Annotated in this window: 20 protein-coding genes; 13 read left to right on the top strand and 7 right to left on the bottom strand. The window is 35.9% G+C overall.

Annotated features, from left to right (window positions below; translation table 11 throughout):
• The first annotated feature begins 136 nt into the window (after nucleotides 1-136).
• The 4 genes from A5880_RS04770 to A5880_RS04755 all read left to right on the top strand — a co-directional run bounded on the left by A5880_RS04770 (nucleotide 137) and on the right by A5880_RS04755 (nucleotide 3315).
• Nucleotides 137-1438 (top strand): bifunctional folylpolyglutamate synthase/dihydrofolate synthase, encoded by a 1302-nt coding sequence (locus A5880_RS04770; RefSeq protein ID WP_086331349.1) that lies wholly within the window; start codon nucleotides 137-139, stop codon nucleotides 1436-1438.
• A gap of 117 nt (nucleotides 1439-1555) precedes the next feature.
• The gene (locus A5880_RS04765; RefSeq protein ID WP_086331350.1) at nucleotides 1556-2215 is read left to right on the top strand and encodes an HAD family hydrolase; all 660 of its coding nucleotides are present in this window, start codon (nucleotides 1556-1558) and stop codon (nucleotides 2213-2215) included.
• A 51-nt stretch (nucleotides 2216-2266) separates the two neighbouring features.
• Nucleotides 2267-2962, top strand: coding sequence for a RadC family protein (radC, locus tag A5880_RS04760; protein ID WP_086331351.1), 696 nt, complete (start codon nucleotides 2267-2269; stop codon nucleotides 2960-2962).
• 152 nt (nucleotides 2963-3114) lie between these two features.
• Entirely contained in the window at nucleotides 3115-3315 is a 201-nt protein-coding gene (locus A5880_RS04755; protein WP_069636133.1) for a cold-shock protein, read from the top strand.
• A 261-nt stretch (nucleotides 3316-3576) separates the two neighbouring features.
• Here A5880_RS04755 and A5880_RS04750 read toward each other — a convergent pair whose 3' ends face one another.
• Nucleotides 3577-3726: a hypothetical protein gene (locus A5880_RS04750; RefSeq protein WP_086331352.1), complete on the bottom strand. Its 150-nt coding sequence runs from the start codon at nucleotides 3724-3726 to the stop codon at nucleotides 3577-3579.
• 175 nt (nucleotides 3727-3901) lie between these two features.
• Here A5880_RS04750 and A5880_RS04745 point away from each other — a divergent pair, with 175 nt between their 5' ends.
• From A5880_RS04745 to A5880_RS04735, 3 genes are all read left to right on the top strand, one after another.
• Complete coding sequence (locus A5880_RS04745) at nucleotides 3902-4351, top strand: universal stress protein (RefSeq protein WP_086331353.1); 450 nt, start codon at nucleotides 3902-3904, stop codon at nucleotides 4349-4351.
• Between the two features lie 127 nt (nucleotides 4352-4478).
• Entirely contained in the window at nucleotides 4479-4913 is a 435-nt protein-coding gene (locus A5880_RS04740) for a MerR family transcriptional regulator (RefSeq protein ID WP_086331354.1), read from the top strand.
• Nucleotides 4910-6130 (top strand): glycosyltransferase, encoded by a 1221-nt coding sequence (locus A5880_RS04735; RefSeq protein WP_086331355.1) that lies wholly within the window; start codon nucleotides 4910-4912, stop codon nucleotides 6128-6130. The genes A5880_RS04740 and A5880_RS04735 overlap by 4 nt, the downstream gene beginning before the upstream one ends.
• A 54-nt stretch (nucleotides 6131-6184) precedes the next feature.
• Here the strand turns inward: A5880_RS04735 and rnjA are convergent, their stop codons facing one another.
• The 3 genes from rnjA to A5880_RS04720 form a co-directional block, all read right to left on the bottom strand.
• The gene (gene rnjA, locus A5880_RS04730) at nucleotides 6185-7855 is read right to left on the bottom strand and encodes a ribonuclease J1 (RefSeq protein ID WP_086331356.1); all 1671 of its coding nucleotides are present in this window, start codon (nucleotides 7853-7855) and stop codon (nucleotides 6185-6187) included.
• Between the two features lie 2 nt (nucleotides 7856-7857).
• The gene (locus tag A5880_RS04725; protein WP_086331357.1) at nucleotides 7858-8070 is read right to left on the bottom strand and encodes a DNA-directed RNA polymerase subunit epsilon; all 213 of its coding nucleotides are present in this window, start codon (nucleotides 8068-8070) and stop codon (nucleotides 7858-7860) included.
• A 287-nt stretch (nucleotides 8071-8357) separates the two neighbouring features.
• Nucleotides 8358-8747: a YbaN family protein gene (locus A5880_RS04720; RefSeq protein WP_086331358.1), complete on the bottom strand. Its 390-nt coding sequence runs from the start codon at nucleotides 8745-8747 to the stop codon at nucleotides 8358-8360.
• A 190-nt stretch (nucleotides 8748-8937) separates the two neighbouring features.
• Here A5880_RS04720 and A5880_RS04715 point away from each other — a divergent pair, with 190 nt between their 5' ends.
• The 3 genes from A5880_RS04715 (at nucleotide 8938) to A5880_RS04705 (ending at nucleotide 13040) form a co-directional block, all read left to right on the top strand.
• The gene (locus A5880_RS04715; RefSeq protein WP_086331359.1) at nucleotides 8938-10668 is read left to right on the top strand and encodes an ABC transporter ATP-binding protein; all 1731 of its coding nucleotides are present in this window, start codon (nucleotides 8938-8940) and stop codon (nucleotides 10666-10668) included.
• A complete protein-coding gene (efrB, locus tag A5880_RS04710) occupies nucleotides 10665-12431 on the top strand; it encodes a multidrug efflux ABC transporter subunit EfrB (protein WP_086331360.1) in 1767 nt (588 codons plus the stop codon). The genes A5880_RS04715 and efrB overlap by 4 nt, the downstream gene beginning before the upstream one ends.
• 117 nt (nucleotides 12432-12548) lie before the next feature.
• Nucleotides 12549-13040 carry a gamma carbonic anhydrase family protein gene (locus tag A5880_RS04705; RefSeq protein WP_086331361.1) on the top strand — a complete coding sequence of 164 codons (492 nt, stop codon included), beginning with the start codon at nucleotides 12549-12551 and terminating at the stop codon, nucleotides 13038-13040.
• Nucleotides 13041-13229: 189 nt separating this feature from the next.
• Here A5880_RS04705 and A5880_RS04700 read toward each other — a convergent pair whose 3' ends face one another.
• Together A5880_RS04700 and A5880_RS04695 are read right to left on the bottom strand one after the other, a co-directional pair.
• Nucleotides 13230-13850: a flavin reductase family protein gene (locus A5880_RS04700; protein WP_086331362.1), complete on the bottom strand. Its 621-nt coding sequence runs from the start codon at nucleotides 13848-13850 to the stop codon at nucleotides 13230-13232.
• Between the two features lie 20 nt (nucleotides 13851-13870).
• Entirely contained in the window at nucleotides 13871-14845 is a 975-nt protein-coding gene (locus A5880_RS04695; RefSeq protein ID WP_086331363.1) for a ring-cleaving dioxygenase, read from the bottom strand.
• Nucleotides 14846-15060: 215 nt separating this feature from the next.
• Between A5880_RS04695 and A5880_RS04690 the strand changes: the two genes are divergently transcribed.
• Nucleotides 15061-15882: an SPFH domain-containing protein gene (locus A5880_RS04690; RefSeq protein WP_336576989.1), complete on the top strand. Its 822-nt coding sequence runs from the start codon at nucleotides 15061-15063 to the stop codon at nucleotides 15880-15882.
• Between the two features lie 67 nt (nucleotides 15883-15949).
• The gene (locus A5880_RS04685; protein WP_086331365.1) at nucleotides 15950-16651 is read left to right on the top strand and encodes an HAD family hydrolase; all 702 of its coding nucleotides are present in this window, start codon (nucleotides 15950-15952) and stop codon (nucleotides 16649-16651) included.
• Between the two features lie 121 nt (nucleotides 16652-16772).
• Here the strand turns inward: A5880_RS04685 and A5880_RS04680 are convergent, their stop codons facing one another.
• Entirely contained in the window at nucleotides 16773-17276 is a 504-nt protein-coding gene (locus A5880_RS04680; protein WP_086331366.1) for a cupin domain-containing protein, read from the bottom strand.
• 254 nt (nucleotides 17277-17530) lie between these two features.
• Between A5880_RS04680 and nox the strand changes: the two genes are divergently transcribed.
• Nucleotides 17531-18868, top strand: a complete 1338-nt coding sequence (gene nox / locus A5880_RS04675; protein WP_086331367.1) for a H2O-forming NADH oxidase — start codon at nucleotides 17531-17533, stop codon at nucleotides 18866-18868.
• Nucleotides 18869-18881 lie beyond the last annotated feature (13 nt).

Raw genomic sequence — 18881 nt, 5'->3', positions numbered from 1 at the left:
CTTGAAATGTATTCAAGTATTTCTGTTATTTCTTTACCACTTTTTTATAAAATCTAGCTTTCTATTATTTTAAGCCCTAAATTAGTGAAAAGAGTGTCGGCTTTCGATATAATTAAAGAAGCGAGGAGTTGAGAGCATGTCATTGACAATTGATGAAGCAATTGAATGGATTCATAGTCGGCTGCCTTTTGGTTCTAGACCAGGGCTGGATCGAGTAGAAGAATTATTAAAACGGGTGGATCATCCAGAAGATAAAGTTCCAACGATCCATGTTGCAGGAACCAATGGAAAAGGCTCTACGGTGACGTATCTAAGATGTATGTTAGAAGAGCTTGGCTTGAAAGTGGGCACATTTACCTCTCCGTACATCGAACATTTTAATGAACGGATAGCGATTAATGGACAAGGGATTTCAGATGATCACATTGTTCAATACGTTGAAAAATACCAAGAATTGGTCAAAAAAATGGATCAACAGCCAAAAAGTGCGGGAATTACTGAGTTTGAAACCCTAACGGTGATGGCTCTTGACTATTTGCTTGAAGAGCAAGTAGACATAGCGATTGTAGAAGTTGGCTTAGGTGGATTACTGGACAGTACAAATGTAGTGAAACCCATGTTGACAGCCATCACTACAATTGGTAAGGATCACACTGAGATATTAGGTGATACTCTTGAAAAGATTGCTTTTCAAAAGGCAGGCATTATTAAAGAGGGGGTGCCTGTTGTCACAGGAAATATTGAAGAAGTTGCCTTTGATGTAATTGCTGAAGTAGCTAGGAAAAAACACAGTAAAATCTACCGTTACGCTTACGACTATAAATCAGAATACCTACATCCAGATAAAAATTGGGGAGAAGTCTTCCATTTTTATGGAGAGGCAGGAAGAGTACCAAATGTAAAAGTTCCATTATTAGGCCGTCATCAAGTGGAAAATGCCGCGGTAGCGATTGAATTGTTTTATCGTTATTGTCAGTTGAATCAAATCAACTATTCAGATCGAGATATTTATCAAGGATTAACCAAAGCGAAGTGGCCAGCACGTATGGAAAGAATTAGTGAAGAACCATTGATTATTTTAGATGGCGCACATAATGATCATGCGATGTATCGATTAGCAGAAAATATAAAAAAAGAGTTTCCAAATAGAGAAATCAATATTCTATTTTCAGCATTGGCAACGAAAGATGTGGAGCAGATGGTTGGTATATTGAAACAACTGCCGAATGTCCATTTATACCTAAGTACATTTGATTATCCTGGTGCCCTGGACTTGACGAATTTGGAGCATTTTGAGGATGAAAAAACCGAAATCGTTTCATTGTGGCAATTTGGTTTAGGGGAAGTGTTGGAAAAAATGTCAACGGATGATCTTCTTTTGGTGACAGGCTCCCTTTACTTTGTTTCACAAGTAAGGGAATTATTATTAAAGTTATAACGTTGCTTTACGAGCGAACCTTTCAGAAAAAAGATAAACTGTAAATGCAGCCAAAAGCGCTGCTTTCAAATTTCCCTATTTTTCTTCAAGGTTAAACAATTAAATGAGGAGGAAATAATGAATACGATTAATGGAGTCATTTTTGATATGGATGGGTTATTATTTGATACTGAATTGATTTATTATCAGTCAGCACAAAAAATAGCAGATGCTATGGGGTTTCCGTATAGTAAAGAATTGTATTTACAATTTTTAGGTGTATCAGATGAAGAAGTGCAAGAAAATTATCATCGAATCTTTCAAGCGTTTGGTAAGGAAAAAGTGGAAGAATTTATTCAACGTTCTTATGAAGATACGTATCAAGTATTTGAATCTGGACAAGTCCCTTTAAAAGAAGGCGTTCTGGAATTATTAGATTTTCTTGATCAGCAAGAGATTCCAAGAATCGTTGCATCAAGTAACGTTCGACCAGCCATCGAACTTTTGCTAGATGGAGCAGGAATCAAAGACCGTTTTGCTGGGATTGTTTCAGCAGAAGATGTCACTCGAGCAAAACCTGATCCAGAAATTTTTAAAAAAGGTTTAGCGTTTCTTGGAACACAAGCGGAAAATACATTGATTTTTGAAGATTCTTTTCATGGGGTGACCGCTGCACAAGCTGCTGGTATTCCAGTGATTATGATACCAGACTTATTACCACCAACAAAAGAAATCAAAAACAAAACACTAGAAATTTTTGAAAGCCTAACACAAGTTCCAGCATATTTAGAAAAATAAAAAACTCACTTCTTTGCGTATCTTTTATTTAGAGAGCAAAGGAGTGAGTTTTTGAATAAAGAAGAAAAGTTATTTATTAGAGAGATGCCAGAAGATTGTTTGCCTCGTGAAAGGCTGGAAGAAGTGGGGGAGAAAGCATTATCTAATCAAGAATTATTAGCTATTTTACTACGAACAGGTTCAAAAGATAGTCATGTAATGGATGTTGCATCTAAATTTTTGAATTATTTTAATCATCTATATGAATTAAAAAATGCCACATTGAATGAAATGATGGAAATAAAGGGCATTGGTCGAATCAAAGCGATTGAGTTACGTGCAGCAATTGAGTTTGGGTATCGAATTCAACAAAGTACTCAAATGAAGTTTGGAAAAGTATCTTCCAGTTATCAAATTGCTCAAAATTTGATGTATGAATTACAAGATTTACAACAAGAACATTTAGTTTGTTTATACTTAAATACGAAAAATGAAGTCATTAAACAAGAAACTGTATTTAAAGGTAGTTTGAATCAAAGCGTTGCCCATCCTCGAGAGATTTTCCGTAGTGCGGTCAAATATTCTGCGGCACGTTTGATCCTCGCGCACAATCATCCATCAGGGAATCCAACCCCTTCGGAGAGTGATATCCATTTTACCCAGAGAATGCAGGAATGTGGGAAAATGATGGGTATTGATGTTCTAGATCATATCATTATCGGAGAACAAGTATACATCAGTATGAGAGAAGAAAATTTTTTAGTGTAGAGTAGCTAGAATTCTTGCAAAAATAAGGCTTCGCATGTACAATATATGTGTAATCTTGTTTGGGACAATATAGAAGTTTTAATTTTAAAACCCTCTATCGTACACGGGCAATGTTACAATATTTAGTGCTTAAGCACGAGGAGGAACAAGGAATGGAACAAGGAACAGTAAAATGGTTTAACGCAGAAAAAGGCTTCGGATTTATCTCTCGTGAAGACGGAAGTGACGTATTCGTACACTTTTCAGCTATCCAAGGAGACGGATTCAAAACTTTAGAAGAAGGTCAATCAGTAAGCTTCGATGTTGAAGATTCAGATCGTGGACCTCAAGCAGTAAACGTAGAAAAAAACTAATTCATCCATTCAAAAACATCTGACAATTGTGTCGGATGTTTTTTTTTGCTGCGAAGCATTGTGATTGCTATGCAGAGCAGATATTGAACAGTATTAGGCAAGCGAAAAGAATGGAACCACCTACTAGTGAAATAAATCGTTTAAAACAAAATATTTGGAGTAAAACATGTAGACAACAAAAAAGGCATCCGTGATTTATCATTCACCAGATGCCTTTAAATCGTATTAGAACTTGAATCGCTCATTTAGGTTGCTAACTCCTTAAATAGATTTTTTCAATTCTTTTACTGCTTGTGTAATCGTGATACCATAAGCGATATTTGCTTGGTTATTTGCATCGATAGCCATAAACAAATTTTTCTTTGTATCAAGTGCTACACGGTATTTTAATACGTTATTACCAAATGTCATAGTGATTCTCCTTTCTTGATTCATATGAAAGGCAACGATATTTGATAACGAAATTCCATGGTTACTATAACATGCTTTTGAAAAAGTGTAAAGAAGATTTTTTTAAACAGCAGTATTTTTGATGAAAGCCCTTTTTTGTAGTACAATCGAAGTAGCAAAGAAGGGGGTTTTTATCGTGGGAGAATCGTATAAAAATATTTTAGTTGCAGTTGATGGTTCTGATAAAGCAGAAAAAGCGTATCAAGAAGCTGTCAAGATCGCAAAAAGAAATGATGCTACCTTGCATATCCTTTATGTAATTGAGGAAACAGCCAATTATTATGGTGAATTGACCATCTCAATGGGAAGTGTGATGGAAGAATTACGAACAAGAGAAGAAGCTGAAATGAAAAGAAGAAAAGATGAAGCCCATGCTGGTGGATTAGACAATGTAGTAACGTATGTTATGTATGGTTACGCCAAGTCATTGATCGCTGATTTTACAGAATCAAAAGAACCGATCGATCTAATTGTGATGGGGAGAACGGGGTTAAATAGCTTTGAGCGTTTATTAGTTGGTTCAACAACCTCTTATGTTGTAAATCATGCTAAGGCAAATGTATTAGTTGTGAATAAGACGGCATAAAATTTTAATAAACAAGAGATGAACAGCTAGCAGGCATGCTTATTATGCCTGTTAGCTGTTTTTTTAGCTATTGACATTAAAGTAAAGTTTCATGTTATAGTTCTAGAAAAGAAGCTGGAGGAAAAAAATGGGAAAAACAGTAAAAGAGGTCGCGGAAATTCTGAATGTTCCAAAATCAACGCTAAGATATTATGATAAAGTCAATTTAGTAAATCCAAGTAGGGAAAGTAATGGTTATAGAATGTATCAAGAGGTCGATCTTAGAATAGTTAAATATATATTAGTTATGAAATATGGAGAATTTAATCTGGAAGAAATTCAGACAATTTTAAAAGTTATGGACACAAATACTACGGCTGGATGTAGAGAAAGAACAGAGTTATTAATAGAAAAAAAGAAAAAATTTTTTCAAGATAAAATAAACTATTATGAGCAAATGCTAGCATTATTTGAGCAGGTTCCAGAAATAAAGGATTTCACTCGTGAAGAGGAAAGTGAAATTGATTCTTACATTGAAAAAATCTACGATCTAATCGTAAAAAATGGAGAAATTAGTCGATGAGAACATTACTATTTGCCCCAGAAACCTTTAATTTAGCAGAGACAACTAGAATGATTGAGGTAGCTAAAAAATGCCAATCTCAAGCGAATTGTATTTTCATGGGATATAGTCGGGAATTTGCTTCTTTCATTGAAAAAGAAGGATTTGAATTTAGGTTTTTAACACCCCATTTAACCGATGCTGATATTAGAAATATTATGAAATTTGACCAGTTGAAGACATATAAAATCCCTTTTACATATGATAGGTTAAAGATGAGAGTCAACAATGAACTTCAGCTGATCGAAGAACTTCATCCAGATGGGATAATCATCGGTTCCACAATCAGCTTATTACTAAGTGCTCGTGTAAAAAAAGTTCCACTAATGTATGTTAAACCCTACGCATATAGTAGAGCCCATATAGAAGGCCCAGAGTTTATGAAAAATTCAAATCGCTACCTAAAAAAAATAGTAAAATACCTCATTTTAAACTTAAAATGGCTGCCAAAAGATATAAAAAGACTTATAAAAGAATTGGGAATAGAAGATCAATTCACCTATACAATCGATGCTATGTCTGGTGACTTAAATTGCATCACCACACCAGAATTATTAACAAAAAATCCTGATTTACCAAATAATAGTGTATATGTAGGTCCTATTTTTGCAAAATTAAAAGAAGAAGTCCCATTTTCCTTACAACAATTGCTGGAAAAGGCCACAAAACCGCTTATTTATTGCAGCATGGGAAGTTCTGGGAATCGTCAACTGATTTTTGAGTTATTACAAAATTTTGATGAGTTGCCAGTTGAAGTAATCAGTCCGATGAAAAACTATTTAACAGAAGAACAGATGAATCAGCTTCCAAGAAATGTTCACATTTATGATTGGTTACCAGCCAAAGAAGTTCAAGAAAAAGTAACTGCCTGTGTTTTGCATGGTGGGGAAGGAACCATTCAAACTGCTTGCTTATCAGGCAAACCATTCATTGGGGTTGGTTTGCAAAAAGAGCAGGAATATAATATTAGTTGTTGCGTGGAATATGGCAGTGCAATTCAGATTAAAAAGCATAAATTAACTGATCAACGATTATTTAAAAAAAAGTTGCAAGAACTTTTGAGTAATCAACTATTTGAGCAACAAGCAAAGAAATTACAACAACAGCTACAACCAATCGAAGGTAGTTTTTTAGCTGCTAAAGAGTTGATGAAATTTTTGGATATACACGAAAAATAAAAAAGCAACAACAAGAATCTCACAATTCCTGCTGTTGCAACACTGTATTCAAACTCACGAAGTCATAATCATCGGTAAAATCATTGGATGACGTTCTGTTTTTTCAAACAAGAAGGGCTGTAATGCAGCGGAAATCGCATCACATAATTTAGCTTCTGTACAATTTTCATCTCGTAAAGCTTCACGGATAGCATTAAACAGCAAGCGTTGTCCTTCATGAATCATTTCTCCAGATTCTCTCATGTAAACAAAACCACGAGATAAAATATCTGGACCAGCTAAAATTTCTTTATTTTTAATATCGACTGTAGCAACAGCAAGAACCAATCCTTCTTCTGAAAGAATTCTACGGTCTCGCAAGACTACATTACCGATATCCCCGACACCATTCCCATCAACATAGACGTCATTGGCATTAAAGTGTCCAGCCATACGAGCACTATCTGCTGTTAAAGCTAAGACATCGCCATTTTCCATAATAAAACTATTTTCATTAGGAACACCAACGTCATGTGCAAGTGATGCGTGAATTTTCAACATTCTAAATTCACCATGGACAGGTACGAAATATTTAGGTTTCATTAAGCGTAACATTAATTTTTGTTCTTCTTGTCCGCCATGTCCAGATGTATGAATATTGTTGATTTTGCCATGAATAACCTCAGCGCCTGCTTCTGAAAGCAGATTGATTAAACGATTAACACTTGTTGTGTTTCCTGGAATTGGAGAACTTGAAAAAATAACTGTATCGCCAGGCTGAATAGAAATTTGGCGGTGTGTCCCGTTTGCGATTCGGCTTAAAGCAGCCATGGGTTCACCTTGAGAACCAGTACATAAAATCATTGTCTCGTTTGCAGGCAATTGATTTAACTCTGCTGCATCTACGAATGTCCCTTTAGGAACATTAATATAGCCAAGTTGCTCACCATTGACGATGGCATTTTCCATACTACGTCCAAATACAGCAATCTTACGTCCTGTCTTAACAGCTGCATCTGCTGCTTGTTGTAGACGGAAAATATTTGAAGCGAAACTAGCAAAGATGATTCGCCCATCAATTTTTTCAAAAATCTTCAATATAGAAGAGCCGATTGTTTTTTCCGATTTTGTAAATGTTGGAATTTCAGCATTAGTACTATCAGAAAGCAAACATAGCACGCCTTCTTCACCTAATTTTGCCATACGGTGCAAGTTTGCCGGTTCACCCACTGGCGTAAAGTCAAACTTGAAATCTCCTGTAGCAACAATATTACCAGAAGGTGTTTTGACAACAACACCTAAAGCATCTGGAATACTATGAGTCGTTCTAAAGAAACTGATCGCTGTTTTACGGAAACGAATAACGGTATCTTCATTGATTTCATGAAGTGTTGCATCACGTAATAATCCATGTTCATCTAACTTGTTTGTGATCAAAGCTAGCGCTAATGGTCCTGCATAAATAGGGATATTTGCTTGACGCAATAAGTAAGGGACACCACCAATATGATCTTCATGTCCATGAGTGATAATTAGCGCTTTGACTTTATGCAGATTTTGAACGATATAGCTGTAATCTGGAATAACATAGTCAATCCCAAGCAAATCATCTTCTGGAAATTTGATTCCAGCATCAATGATGATGATTTCATCTTGAAATTGAACCCCATAAGTATTTTTCCCGATCTCGCCCAAACCGCCTATCGCAAAAACGCCAGTTTCGTTGTTTTTTATGTTTACTTTCATATTTAAAACTCCGTTAAAGAGAATTCCGCATGTTCTTGCTCGTAAGCAAGATGATTTTCATCAAGTGCTTGAATATATTCAATATTGTATGGGGTATTTTCTTCTACTTGTTGGCGAACGATTACATCGTTTTCAGCTTCAACATAAAGCGATTTTGTATCTTCTCTTTTTGGGTTTCTTGTTTTTGTTTCTTGGTAGTAAACTTTATAAATCATAGTCTTTTCTCCTTTATCTGCCAATGCAGTTGGTTATTTATTTTCAATAATTTCTTACTGTAATTTTGAACACAACAAAATGAGGTGGTTGCCCACCTGAAAAACAATTGTCATCAAAAACAGCTGTTGATGATGAAATGAAGCCTCGACTTTGCTTCACTTTACTTGTTTTAAGGAAATCTTACTTTCTTTCAACCGTCCGTTGTGTTGTACAACAATTACCCGTATTTTATCATAAAATAATGAATAAGTATAGAAACAGACTTAGGACTTTAAAGAATCGTTTATTATTCAGTCGGCTTTTGCGAAGAGGTCTGTTTCTTTTTGTTGAAATACCAATTTAGACCGATGAAGTGTATTAAATAGACGGTAGCTAAAGTAGCTGTCATAAATGGATTACGCACGATCAAGCAAGGAATAGCAAAGACAATAAGTAATGTTGAAAATAGTTTTACACGCCCGAGAGGAGTGATTTTATTTTCGACAATCGATTCTTTAATATATTTTTGATAATAGACAGAGCTCGTAAATTTTGTGTACAAATAGTCAGAGCTGCGCATCCAAAAAAAAGCAGTTAAAATATAGAAAATTGCTGTTGGCAATATAGGTAGAAAAATGCCTAACGTTCCCAAGCCAAATGTGAGACAACCTAGAGCTATATAAAGTATTTTTTTCATCAATATAATCCCATCGCTTTCATTTATTCTATAAAAAAATAAAGTAAACTTCATTATACCATAATAAACTGGTACAGCTTATTTTTAAGGTAAAAAGAGTGGCGGGTTCATCTAAATATAATTTACCTGACCCTTGTTTTTGTGCTATAGTGAAAGCACTGGATTAAAAAGTAGAATAGGAGATGATTGATTGAAATTGATGTGGCGTTACACAATGAGATATAAGAAATTATTGCTTTTAGATTTCATTTGTGTTTTCGGGTTTATTTTAATAGAGCTTGGATTACCTACGATTCTAGCACGAATGATCGATGTTGGGATTAAAAACAACGACTATGAGTATGTAAAACAGCAAGGATTGTTAATGATTGTGATCACAGTCATTGGCGTAGTGATGAATATTATGTTGGGGTATTTTGGCGCGCGTATGACAACGAATATTGTACGAGATATTCGAGATGATTTATTTGAAAAGGTACAGACTTTTTCTCATCGTGAATATGAAACAATTGGTGTTTCTTCATTGATTACCAGAACAACAAATGATGCATATCAAATCATGTTGTTCATGGGAAATATTTTACGAATCGGGTTTATGACACCAATGATGTTTTTTGTCAGTTTATTCATGGTTATGCGGACGAGTCCTTCGTTGGGCTGGTTTGTTCTAGGAGCATTACCATTTTTATTAGTGGCAGTCATATTGATAGCTAAAATTTCAGAACCATTATCGAATAAGCAACAAAAAAATCTAGATGGGATCAACGGGATTTTAAGAGAAAATCTTTCTGGTCTAAGAGTAATCAGAGCTTTTGTAAACGAAAAGTTCGAAGAAAGTCGTTTTAGTAAAGTAAATGAAGACTATACGAAAAGTTCTAAAAGCCTTTTTCGTCTGATGGCAGCAGCACAACCAGGATTTTTCTTTCTATTTAATATAGTGATGGTGCTGATTATTTGGAATGGTGCCCTTCAAATTGATCAGGGAAGTTTACTCGTAGGTGATTTGATTGCCTTTATCGAATATATATTTCACGCCCTGTTTTCTTTCATGTTATTTGCTAGTGTCTTTATGATGTATCCTCGTGCCGCAGTATCAGCTCGACGGATTCAAGAAGCTTTTGATATGGAACCTGTGATTCGTGAAAATGAAGCCGGCATAACAGAGACACAAACAAAAGGATATTTAGAGTTTAAAAATGTAACATTTGCTTACCCAGGACATTCTGAAAGCCCAGTTATCCGTAATGTTAGTTTTAAAGCTTCACCGGGAGAAACGGTAGCATTTATTGGAAGCACAGGAAGTGGGAAATCAACATTGATTCAATTAATCCCTCGCTTTTATGATGTGTCAGAAGGTGAAGTTTTACTAGATGGGGTCAATGTTCAGGAATACAAATTAAGCGCATTACGCAACAAAATCGGCTATATTCCACAAAAGGCATTATTGTTTACAGGGACGATTGCGGACAATCTTCGCTACGGTAAGGAAGACGCTACGATGGAAGAAATGGAGATGGCAGCAGATATTGCTCAAGCTTCAGAATTCATCTCACAAAAACCAGATGGCTACGATGAACTTCTTTCAGAAGGTGGAACGAACTTTTCAGGTGGTCAAAAGCAACGTTTGGCAATTGCTAGAGCTGTAATTCGCCGCCCAGAAGTGTATATTTTTGATGATAGTTTTTCTGCATTAGATTATCAAACGGATGCTAAATTAAGAGCACGATTGAAAAAAGAAACGACAGAATCAACGGTTTTGATCGTAGCTCAACGAGTTGGAACTATTATGCATGCAGATAAAATTATTGTTTTGAACGAAGGAAATGTTGTTGGTATTGGAACCCATCGTGAATTACTTGAGAATTGCCCTATCTATTATGATATTGCTGCTTCTCAATTGTCAGAGGAGGAATTAGCATGAAAAAAGCCCTCTCTTCTATTCGACGCTTAAGTAGATATATCAGTCCATACAAAGGAACATTTATTTTGGTCATTATTTTTACGATTTTGACTGTAGCCTTTAATGCAGCATTGCCCTATGTTTCAGGTTTACCGATTACTGAAATTAGTAATAATGTCGCAGCAGGAGATGGATTGAATTACGCCTATATTATCAAATGTTTGATCTGGATATTACTTGTTGGCCTAGGCTATTGCGGTGCTCAATTTCTATCAGGATTTTTGATGGCGACTGTTGTTCAGCATTCTATGCGCGATTTACGTCGAGATATTGATGAAAAAATCAATCGTTTACCAGTTTCTTATTTTGATAAAAATCAGCAAGGAAATATCTTGTCTCGTGTGACGAATGATGTTGACGCTGTTAGTAACGCGATGCAACAAAGTTTCATCAATATCGTTTCGGCGATTCTTGGAATTGTCATGGCTGTTGTAATGATGTTTTATATCAACTGGTTGATGGCGTTGATTTCGATTGTGATGATTCCGCTATCGTTGTTAATTTCAAAAACAATTGTTGGAATCTCTCAAAAGTATTTCCAAGGCATGCAAAATGCTCTTGGTGATTTAAATGGATACGTCCAAGAAAACATGACTGGTTTTAGCGTGTTAAAACTCTATGGACGAGAAAAAGAAACATTAGAAGGATTTAAAAATGTAAATCATAACCTCAATAGCTTTGGGTTTAAAGCAGCGTTTATCTCTGGTTTGATGTTACCACTTGTACAAATGACTGCGTATGGTGCGTATATTGGAATGGCCGTTTTAGGTAGTTATTATGTGATTACAGGTGTAATTGTGGTTGGGCAGTTGCAAGCATTCATTCAATATATTTGGCAAATCAGTCAGCCGATGGGGAATATTACCCAATTGTCGGCAGCTTTACAAAGTGCTTCTGCTGCAACGACAAGGGTTTTTGAAATCTTGGATGAACCAGAAGAAGAAGTCAATCAATCTGATATCGCCTTACCAGAAACCATTCATGGTTCTGTTCAGTTTGAAAATGTTCGCTTTAGCTACGATCCTGCGAAGCCTTTAATTAAAAATTTGAACTTTAAGGTGGAAGCGGGACAAACCGTTGCTATCGTTGGACCGACTGGTGCGGGGAAAACAACCTTAATCAACTTGCTGATGCGCTTTTATGATGTAACTGAAGGTGCCATCAAAATTGACGGTATTGATACGAAAAAAATGGATCGAAGTGATGTGCGTTCAGTCTTTGGTATGGTTTTACAAGATGCTTGGCTATACGAAGGAACAATTGCAGATAACATCCGTTTTGGGAAATTAGATGCAACAGATTATGAAATTGTTGATGCAGCGAAGACAGCCAATGTTGACCATTTTATCCGTACGATGCCAGATGGTTATGAGATGGAAATCAATTCTGAAGGAGACAATGTTTCCTTGGGGCAAAAACAATTGTTAACAATTGCTAGAGCGGTGATTTCTGATCCGCGTATTTTGATCTTAGATGAAGCAACAAGTTCTGTAGATACTCGTTTAGAGGCGTTGATTCAAAAAGCGATGGATCGTGTGATGGAGGGGCGCACAAGTTTTGTGATTGCTCATCGATTGTCAACGATTCGTGAAGCGGACTTAATTCTTGTAATGAACCAAGGAGAAATCATTGAAAAAGGAACACATAATGAGCTATTAGAACAAGGTGGCTTTTATGAAAAATTATATAACAGCCAATTTGCCGAAGATGGCGATTATGATTAAATGCTGAGGCCATAGTATTTGATCTTACTTTAGAGCTCAAAGCAAAACGCAGGTTTTGTTTTGGGTTCTTTTTTCTATAGATCTGATATACTAAATGTAGTAAAAGAGGTGAACTGTATGACGAAAGAAAACTTTATTGCAGCGAGTGCGGATGTTTATGGAGATGTGACACTTGCTAAAGATAGCAGTGTATGGTTTCAATGCGTATTAAGAGCGGATAATAATTCAATTACGATTAATGCAGGAAGTAATATTCAAGATGGAACGGTGATTCATGTTGATGAAGAAGCACCCGTTTTTATTGGTGAAAATGTAACCGTGGGACATCTTTGTATGCTACATGGTTGTACTATAGAAGATGGTGCATTGATAGGAATGAATTCCACTATTTTAAACCACGCGAAAATCGGGAAAAATAGCTTAATTGGGGCAGGATCATTAATTACTGAGGGGACGGAGATTCCGTCTAATGTATTAGCATTTGGACGTCCGGCTAAAGTAATTCGTCCGCTAACAAGAGAAGAAATACGCAAGAACAAGGAAAATGCTCAGCATTATGTGGAATTAGCAAAGAGATTCATGGACGAGAAGTTTCCTAGAATGACTTAGTGGAACGAAATTATTGTATATAAAGTTAGCTCTAAAAGGTATACCTTACACTCCTATAAAATGGACAAACAGCAGGAGCAGAAGCAACCCTTTCGGAAATAAGAATACATTCACAAAAATTTGAAGAACAATTTTCGTGAATGTATTCTTATTTCTTGGGTCTAAACGCATTCAGTCCCAGTTTTTTATTCAATCTGGTCTATTTACATCAAATAATGTATCGATATGGGCATAAGTATTTCCCGCTAAGCGTGCAATTGGGTTGAACTTTTCAGGCAAAATATATTCATGCTCTCGATCAAAAACAGTTTCATCAAAATAAAAGTCGGTGACTTCTACAATAAATAAGTCAGTAATAATATGACCATCATGATTTTTAATTGGAACATATTGATGTAAACGGGCCTCCATACGAATGGGGGCTTTTTTGATTGCAGGAACTGAAACCGTTTTGCTAGTAACTGTTTCTATTTGGTTTAGCGTGATTTCGCTTTGACCAAAAGGGAGTGATGCTGCGGTCTGATTCATTGATTCAACGACTTGATCATCGACTAAGTGGATGACTAACTCATTGCGTTCAATGATATTTTTAGCAGTATCTTTTATCTGCCCGTTTCGCCTTAGAATAGATAAGGTTGCTAACGGAATGTCAGATGCGGCAGCATTGAAAAAACTGAATGGTGCCGCATTTACTGTCTTGTTATCTGCATTTAACGTTGTTACCCATGCGATTGGACGAGGAATAATACTGCCGGATAAAAACTTATACGCTTGTTTTTGGGATAGAGATTTTGCTGAATAATGTAACATTTGGCTTCTCCAATTCTTTGTTATCCACGCATCTTATTAGCATCAGAAGTATCAAAAGGTCGAACAAATTCTTCGATTTCTTTTCTCTTTTCTTCTAAAAACGGTGGTAAAGATAGTTTTTCACCTGCTGCTTCATATGTTTCATCTTCTAAGAAACCAGGACCATCAGTTGCTAACTCAAATAAAATATGTGGGGCTGCTCTGAAATACTCAGATTCAAAGTAAAAACGTTCCACAAAACCGGAATGAGGAAATTGAAGTTGGCTGATTTTATTAATCCAAAAGCGTAATGCTTCTTGATCATCAACACGAAGTGCTAAGTGATGCACATTTCCAAAACCTTCTTGTGCTACTGGAAGATCGTCACGATGCTCAACAATAATACTACCACCATTACCGCCTTCGCCAACTTCAAATAAATGAAAACTTCCCTGTGCATCCACTAGTTTAAATCCTAAAACCTCAACTAACACACGTTGCATATGTTCAAAATCTGAAACAGTGACAAAAACAGGACCTAATCCAATCAAAGCATGTTCAGCTGGAACGTCTGTTTTTTTCCAAGGGACACCAGCAGAAACACCGTGATTATTTTCATCTGAAATCAATTGGTAGCGTTGATTATCAAAGTCTTCGAATGCCACATATTTTTTCCCAAACCGTTCTTGTATTTCACCATGTTCAATATTCTTTTCATTAAAACGATTGATCCAATAAGTTAAAGAAGCATCGTTTTTAACACGAAATGATGTACGAGAAATGGCATTTGTTCCTTTAGTACCTTTTGGAATTCCTGGAAAATCAAAAAAGGTCATATCTGTGCCAGCAGAGCCAAGATCATCAGTAAAATAAAGATGATAGGTTTCAATGTCATCTTGATTAACTGTTTTTTTTATTAAGCGCAATCCTAAAACATCTGTAAAGAGACGATAGATTTTCTTTGCACTTGATGTGATTGCTGTTACGTGATGAATGCCGCGAATTTGTGTATCCATATGTTAAATCCTCCAAATTGAAATTATTTTGATTTTTCACTTACTAAAAGTAAGTATAATGGTGATTGGAAAATAAAGCAACTTTATTGCCCACTCTAATCGTTGATAGAAAGAATAAAGAAGAGTAATATGAGGATATCAATCTAGCAAAGAAAGTAGGAGAGTATCATGAAAGATAAAAAACATTTCACGTCAATGGATATATTGCTTTAGTCGTGTTGGTCATTTTAATTATTATTGGTGGGTATTGTTTTTATTTAGGCATGACTGATGAACGTTTTGGAATGATTACGCTTAGTTTGATTTTGTGGATGATTTCCGCTTTATTTTTAAGTTCCTTGACCATTGTTAGCCCAAATCAAGCCAAAGCAATCTTGTTTTTTGGACAATATTTAGGCACTATTAAAGAAAACGGCCTATTTATAACAACACCATTAACTCAAAAAATAAATGTATCATTAAAAGTGCGCAACTTTAATAGCTCGCTACTAAAAGTGAATGATTCGGATGGAAACCCTGTTGAGATTTCCGCTGTTGTGGTGTTTAAAGTAGTTGATACGGCCAAAGCTCTGTTCGATGTTGATCGCTACCAAGAGTTTATTGAGATCCAAAGCGAGACAGCGATTCGTCATATTGCGACCCAGTACCCATACGATACATTTAATGACGATGACGTAACATTACGTGGAAATACAACTGAAGTTTCAGAAGAAATGGCCAAAGAATTACAAGAACGCTTATCTGTCGCAGGGGTTGAAGTCATAGAGACACGGTTAAATCATCTAGCCTATGCCACTGAAATTGCCAGCGCAATGTTACAAAGACAACAAGCAAAAGCAATCCTATCAGCTCGTCAAACGATAGTTGAAGGTGCTGTCTCTATGACACAGATGGCGCTAGAACAAATAGAAAATGGGCAAGAGATTAACTTTACAGATGATCGTAAAGTACAATTGATCAATAATCTTTTAGTATCGATCATAACAGATAAAGGGACTCAGCCTGTGATTAATACAGGAGATGTTCATGAACGCTAGGAGGAGACCATAAAAAGAGATAAATGATATCCAAGTAGAATGGAAAAAAATAGAAAGTGAGTTTTTTATGCTGTATAAAACAATTTTATTCGATTTAGATGGAACGGTCACAGATTCTGCTGAAGGGATCATCAACTCGGTGAGCTATGCTTTAGAAAAAATGAACATACAAGTGCCAGAACGAACGCAATTGTATTCTTTTATCGGTCCCCCTTTAAATGACTCATTTAAGCAATTCTACCAGTTAAATGATGCATCCGCGAAACAGGCTGTAAATTATTATCGTGATTACTATCAAGAAAAAGGAATGTATGAAAACAAAGTATATCAAAATATTCCAGAAGTGCTAGGGATGTTGAAAAAAGCAGGATGCAAGCTTTATATCGCAACATCTAAACCTGAAATGTATGCGATAAAAATCTTAACGCATTTTGCTTTAGCAAACTATTTTGACGGTATTTATGGTGCTAGTTTGGATGGAAATCGTTCAAAAAAAGGAGAGATCATCTGTTACGCGTTAGAAAAAGCAAAAATTACAAACCGACAGGAAACAATAATGATAGGAGATCGCCGTCATGACATACTAGGTGCCAAGGAAAATGGCTTAGCTAGCATGGGTGTATTGTATGGATTTGGGGCTATTTCTGAGCTGAAGGATGCAGGTGCAACGTATATCGTTGAAAAACCAGCAGATATAGTAGCGACAATTATCAAAAGAAAAGAGGACGAAACAAAAGTGTTTAACTCCGAGAGAAACCTTCAACTCTAAGTGCTTTAGCCTTAGAAGTTGATGTGATCGAAGGGAAGCGTAGTAGCTGCTTTTTTCTCGCCGTTTATTTGGATTTTGGGTGTCTGAGATATAACTTGCAGAGTTATGTCTCAGACACTTTTTATTCTTGAAGTTGGTCGTAAGCCAAATGCTCAATAATTTCTTGATGCTCTGGATAAATAGAAATTAACTGATCTTTTGTAAAGAGTTCAAAATCTTGATAATCAAATCCAGGGGAAACCATGCAGCTTACTAAAGAAAATTGACGATCGCCTTCAACCGTAGAACCAAAAATCACGTTGCTCGGCACGACTGCTTGTAATACGTCCCCTTTTTCCAAATTATTCCCTAGTTGAACAATTTCGTACCGACCATCAGGATGTATCATGTGGATACTTAATGGTGAACCATAATGATAATACCAAACTTCATCAGAGTTTAATCGATGAAAGTGTGAAGGGTTTTCCTGTGTGAGTAGAAAATAAATACTAGTATAGTACGGACGTGTTTTATCAGGAGCAACATGTAGTGATTGTTTGGAACATAGAAGTTGTTTGAAATAACCACCTTCTGGATGAGGCTCCAGTTCAAGTTGTGAAATCCAATATGCTTGATTTTTTTCCATGATGATTCCTCCAATATAATCTCAGCAATTCAATGGGAACAATGTCCTTTCACGAATCACCGTTTAGTAATATATCTATTGTACCTGTTACTATAAAGAAAATGAATCTTTATAAGGTGAAAATACAAAAAAATGATAATAAATGAAAAAATGAATAATTCTCAAATATTTTAAAACAATGCTTATAAATTGAGAAAAGAAAGCCCTTTCTTCTGGTATGATTAAGCTCAATACATCACATGGAGGGGAATCTTATGGGCAAAACAAAAACAGTTATTGTAGGGGCAAATCATGCAGGAATTGCGGCAGCGAATACATTATTAGACACGTATCCAGATCAAGAAGTAGTGATGATCGATCGAAATACAAACCTCAGCTACTTAGGTTGCGGAACTGCATTATGGGTAGGACGTCAAATCGATTCATACGAGAACCTATTTTATACGAATAAAGAAGCCTTCGAAACAAAAGGAGCCAAAATCTATATGGAAACAACGGTAGAAGGCGTTGATTTTGAACAAAAAACCGTTCACTGCAAAAAACATAATGGAGAAGAATTTACAGAAAGCTACGATAAATTGATTTTGGCGACAGGTTCAGCACCGATTAATCCTGAGATACCGGGGCGTAGTTTAAAAAATGTTGAGTTTCTAAAACTTTTCCAAGATGGACAAATCGTAGATGCTGCTATGGCCAAAGAAGAGGTTAAAACAGTTGCTGTGATTGGAGCCGGTTATATTGGTGTTGAAATTGCAGAAGCAGCGAAGCGTCGTGGCAAAAAAGTGTTATTATTTGATGCAGCGCAAAGATGTTTACCCAATTATTATGATAAATGGTTTACAGATGATATGGACAAAGTATTAGCAGATAATGGCATTGAGTTGCATTATAATGAGTTAGCCAAAGAATACAAAGGGCAGGAAAAAGTAGAAGCGATTGTAACGGATAAAGGAGAGTATTCTGTAGACTTGGTAATCAATGCTATTGGTTTTAGACCAAATAATGAATTAGGTAAAGATCATTTAGAATTATTTACTAATGGTGCATACCTTGTCGATTTACATCAACAAACTAGCGATCCGAATGTCTATGCTGTAGGAGATTGTTCAACCATTTTTTCAAATGCTGTCCAACAAACAACATACATTGCCTTAGCGACAAATGCGGTTCGATCAGGTATTGTTGCAGCCCATAATATAGGTGGGACGTCATTAGAATCTATCGGTGTACAAGGATCAAATGGGATTTCTATTTTTGGCTATCACATGGTTTCTACAGGTTTAACCGTTCAAGAAGCGGAAAAATTAGGCTTTAAAGTAAAATACACTGAGTTTGAAGATTTACAAAAACCTGGATTTATGAAGGAAAATAATAAAGTAAAAATTAGAATTGTATATGAAGAAGCCTCACGTCGCATCGTCGGTGCGCAAATGGCTTCATATGAGGATATTTCGATGGGGATTCATATGTTCTCGTTAGCTATTGAAGAAAAAGTAACCATTGATAAGTTGAAATTATTAGATATTTTCTTCTTACCTCACTTTAATCAACCTTACAATTATATTACAATGGCTGCTCTTAGTGCAGAATAATCTTTATAGAAAG

This window comes from Enterococcus sp. 4G2_DIV0659 (genome assembly GCF_002140715.2).
GTDB lineage: Bacteria > Bacillota > Bacilli > Lactobacillales > Enterococcaceae > Enterococcus_L > Enterococcus_L mansonii.
Note: the sequence above shows the minus strand (reverse complement) of the source record. Positions and strands in the feature narration are given on the sequence as shown.

Bases quoted from the DNA above. Each gene is read 5' to 3' on its own strand.
- A5880_RS04740 (WP_086331354.1), top strand. From the start codon at position 4,479: ATGGGAAAAACAGTAAAAGAGGTCGCGGAAATTCTGAATGTTCCAAAA.
- A5880_RS04700 (WP_086331362.1), bottom strand. From the start codon at position 13,850: ATGTTACATTATTCAGCAAAATCTCTATCCCAAAAACAAGCGTATAAG.
- A5880_RS04735 (WP_086331355.1), top strand. From the start codon at position 4,910: ATGAGAACATTACTATTTGCCCCAGAAACCTTTAATTTAGCAGAGACA.
- A5880_RS04695 (WP_086331363.1), bottom strand. From the start codon at position 14,845: ATGGATACACAAATTCGCGGCATTCATCACGTAACAGCAATCACATCA.
- A5880_RS04755 (WP_069636133.1), top strand. From the start codon at position 3,115: ATGGAACAAGGAACAGTAAAATGGTTTAACGCAGAAAAAGGCTTCGGA.
- A5880_RS04680 (WP_086331366.1), bottom strand. From the start codon at position 17,276: ATGGAAAAAAATCAAGCATATTGGATTTCACAACTTGAACTGGAGCCT.
- efrB (WP_086331360.1), top strand. From the start codon at position 10,665: ATGAAAAAAGCCCTCTCTTCTATTCGACGCTTAAGTAGATATATCAGT.
- A5880_RS04720 (WP_086331358.1), bottom strand. From the start codon at position 8,747: ATGAAAAAAATACTTTATATAGCTCTAGGTTGTCTCACATTTGGCTTG.
- A5880_RS04765 (WP_086331350.1), top strand. From the start codon at position 1,556: ATGAATACGATTAATGGAGTCATTTTTGATATGGATGGGTTATTATTT.
- A5880_RS04750 (WP_086331352.1), bottom strand. From the start codon at position 3,726: ATGACATTTGGTAATAACGTATTAAAATACCGTGTAGCACTTGATACA.
- A5880_RS04705 (WP_086331361.1), top strand. From the start codon at position 12,549: ATGACGAAAGAAAACTTTATTGCAGCGAGTGCGGATGTTTATGGAGAT.
- rnjA (WP_086331356.1), bottom strand. From the start codon at position 7,855: ATGAAAGTAAACATAAAAAACAACGAAACTGGCGTTTTTGCGATAGGC.
- A5880_RS04685 (WP_086331365.1), top strand. From the start codon at position 15,950: ATGCTGTATAAAACAATTTTATTCGATTTAGATGGAACGGTCACAGAT.
- A5880_RS04725 (WP_086331357.1), bottom strand. From the start codon at position 8,070: ATGATTTATAAAGTTTACTACCAAGAAACAAAAACAAGAAACCCAAAA.
- nox (WP_086331367.1), top strand. From the start codon at position 17,531: ATGGGCAAAACAAAAACAGTTATTGTAGGGGCAAATCATGCAGGAATT.
- A5880_RS04770 (WP_086331349.1), top strand. From the start codon at position 137: ATGTCATTGACAATTGATGAAGCAATTGAATGGATTCATAGTCGGCTG.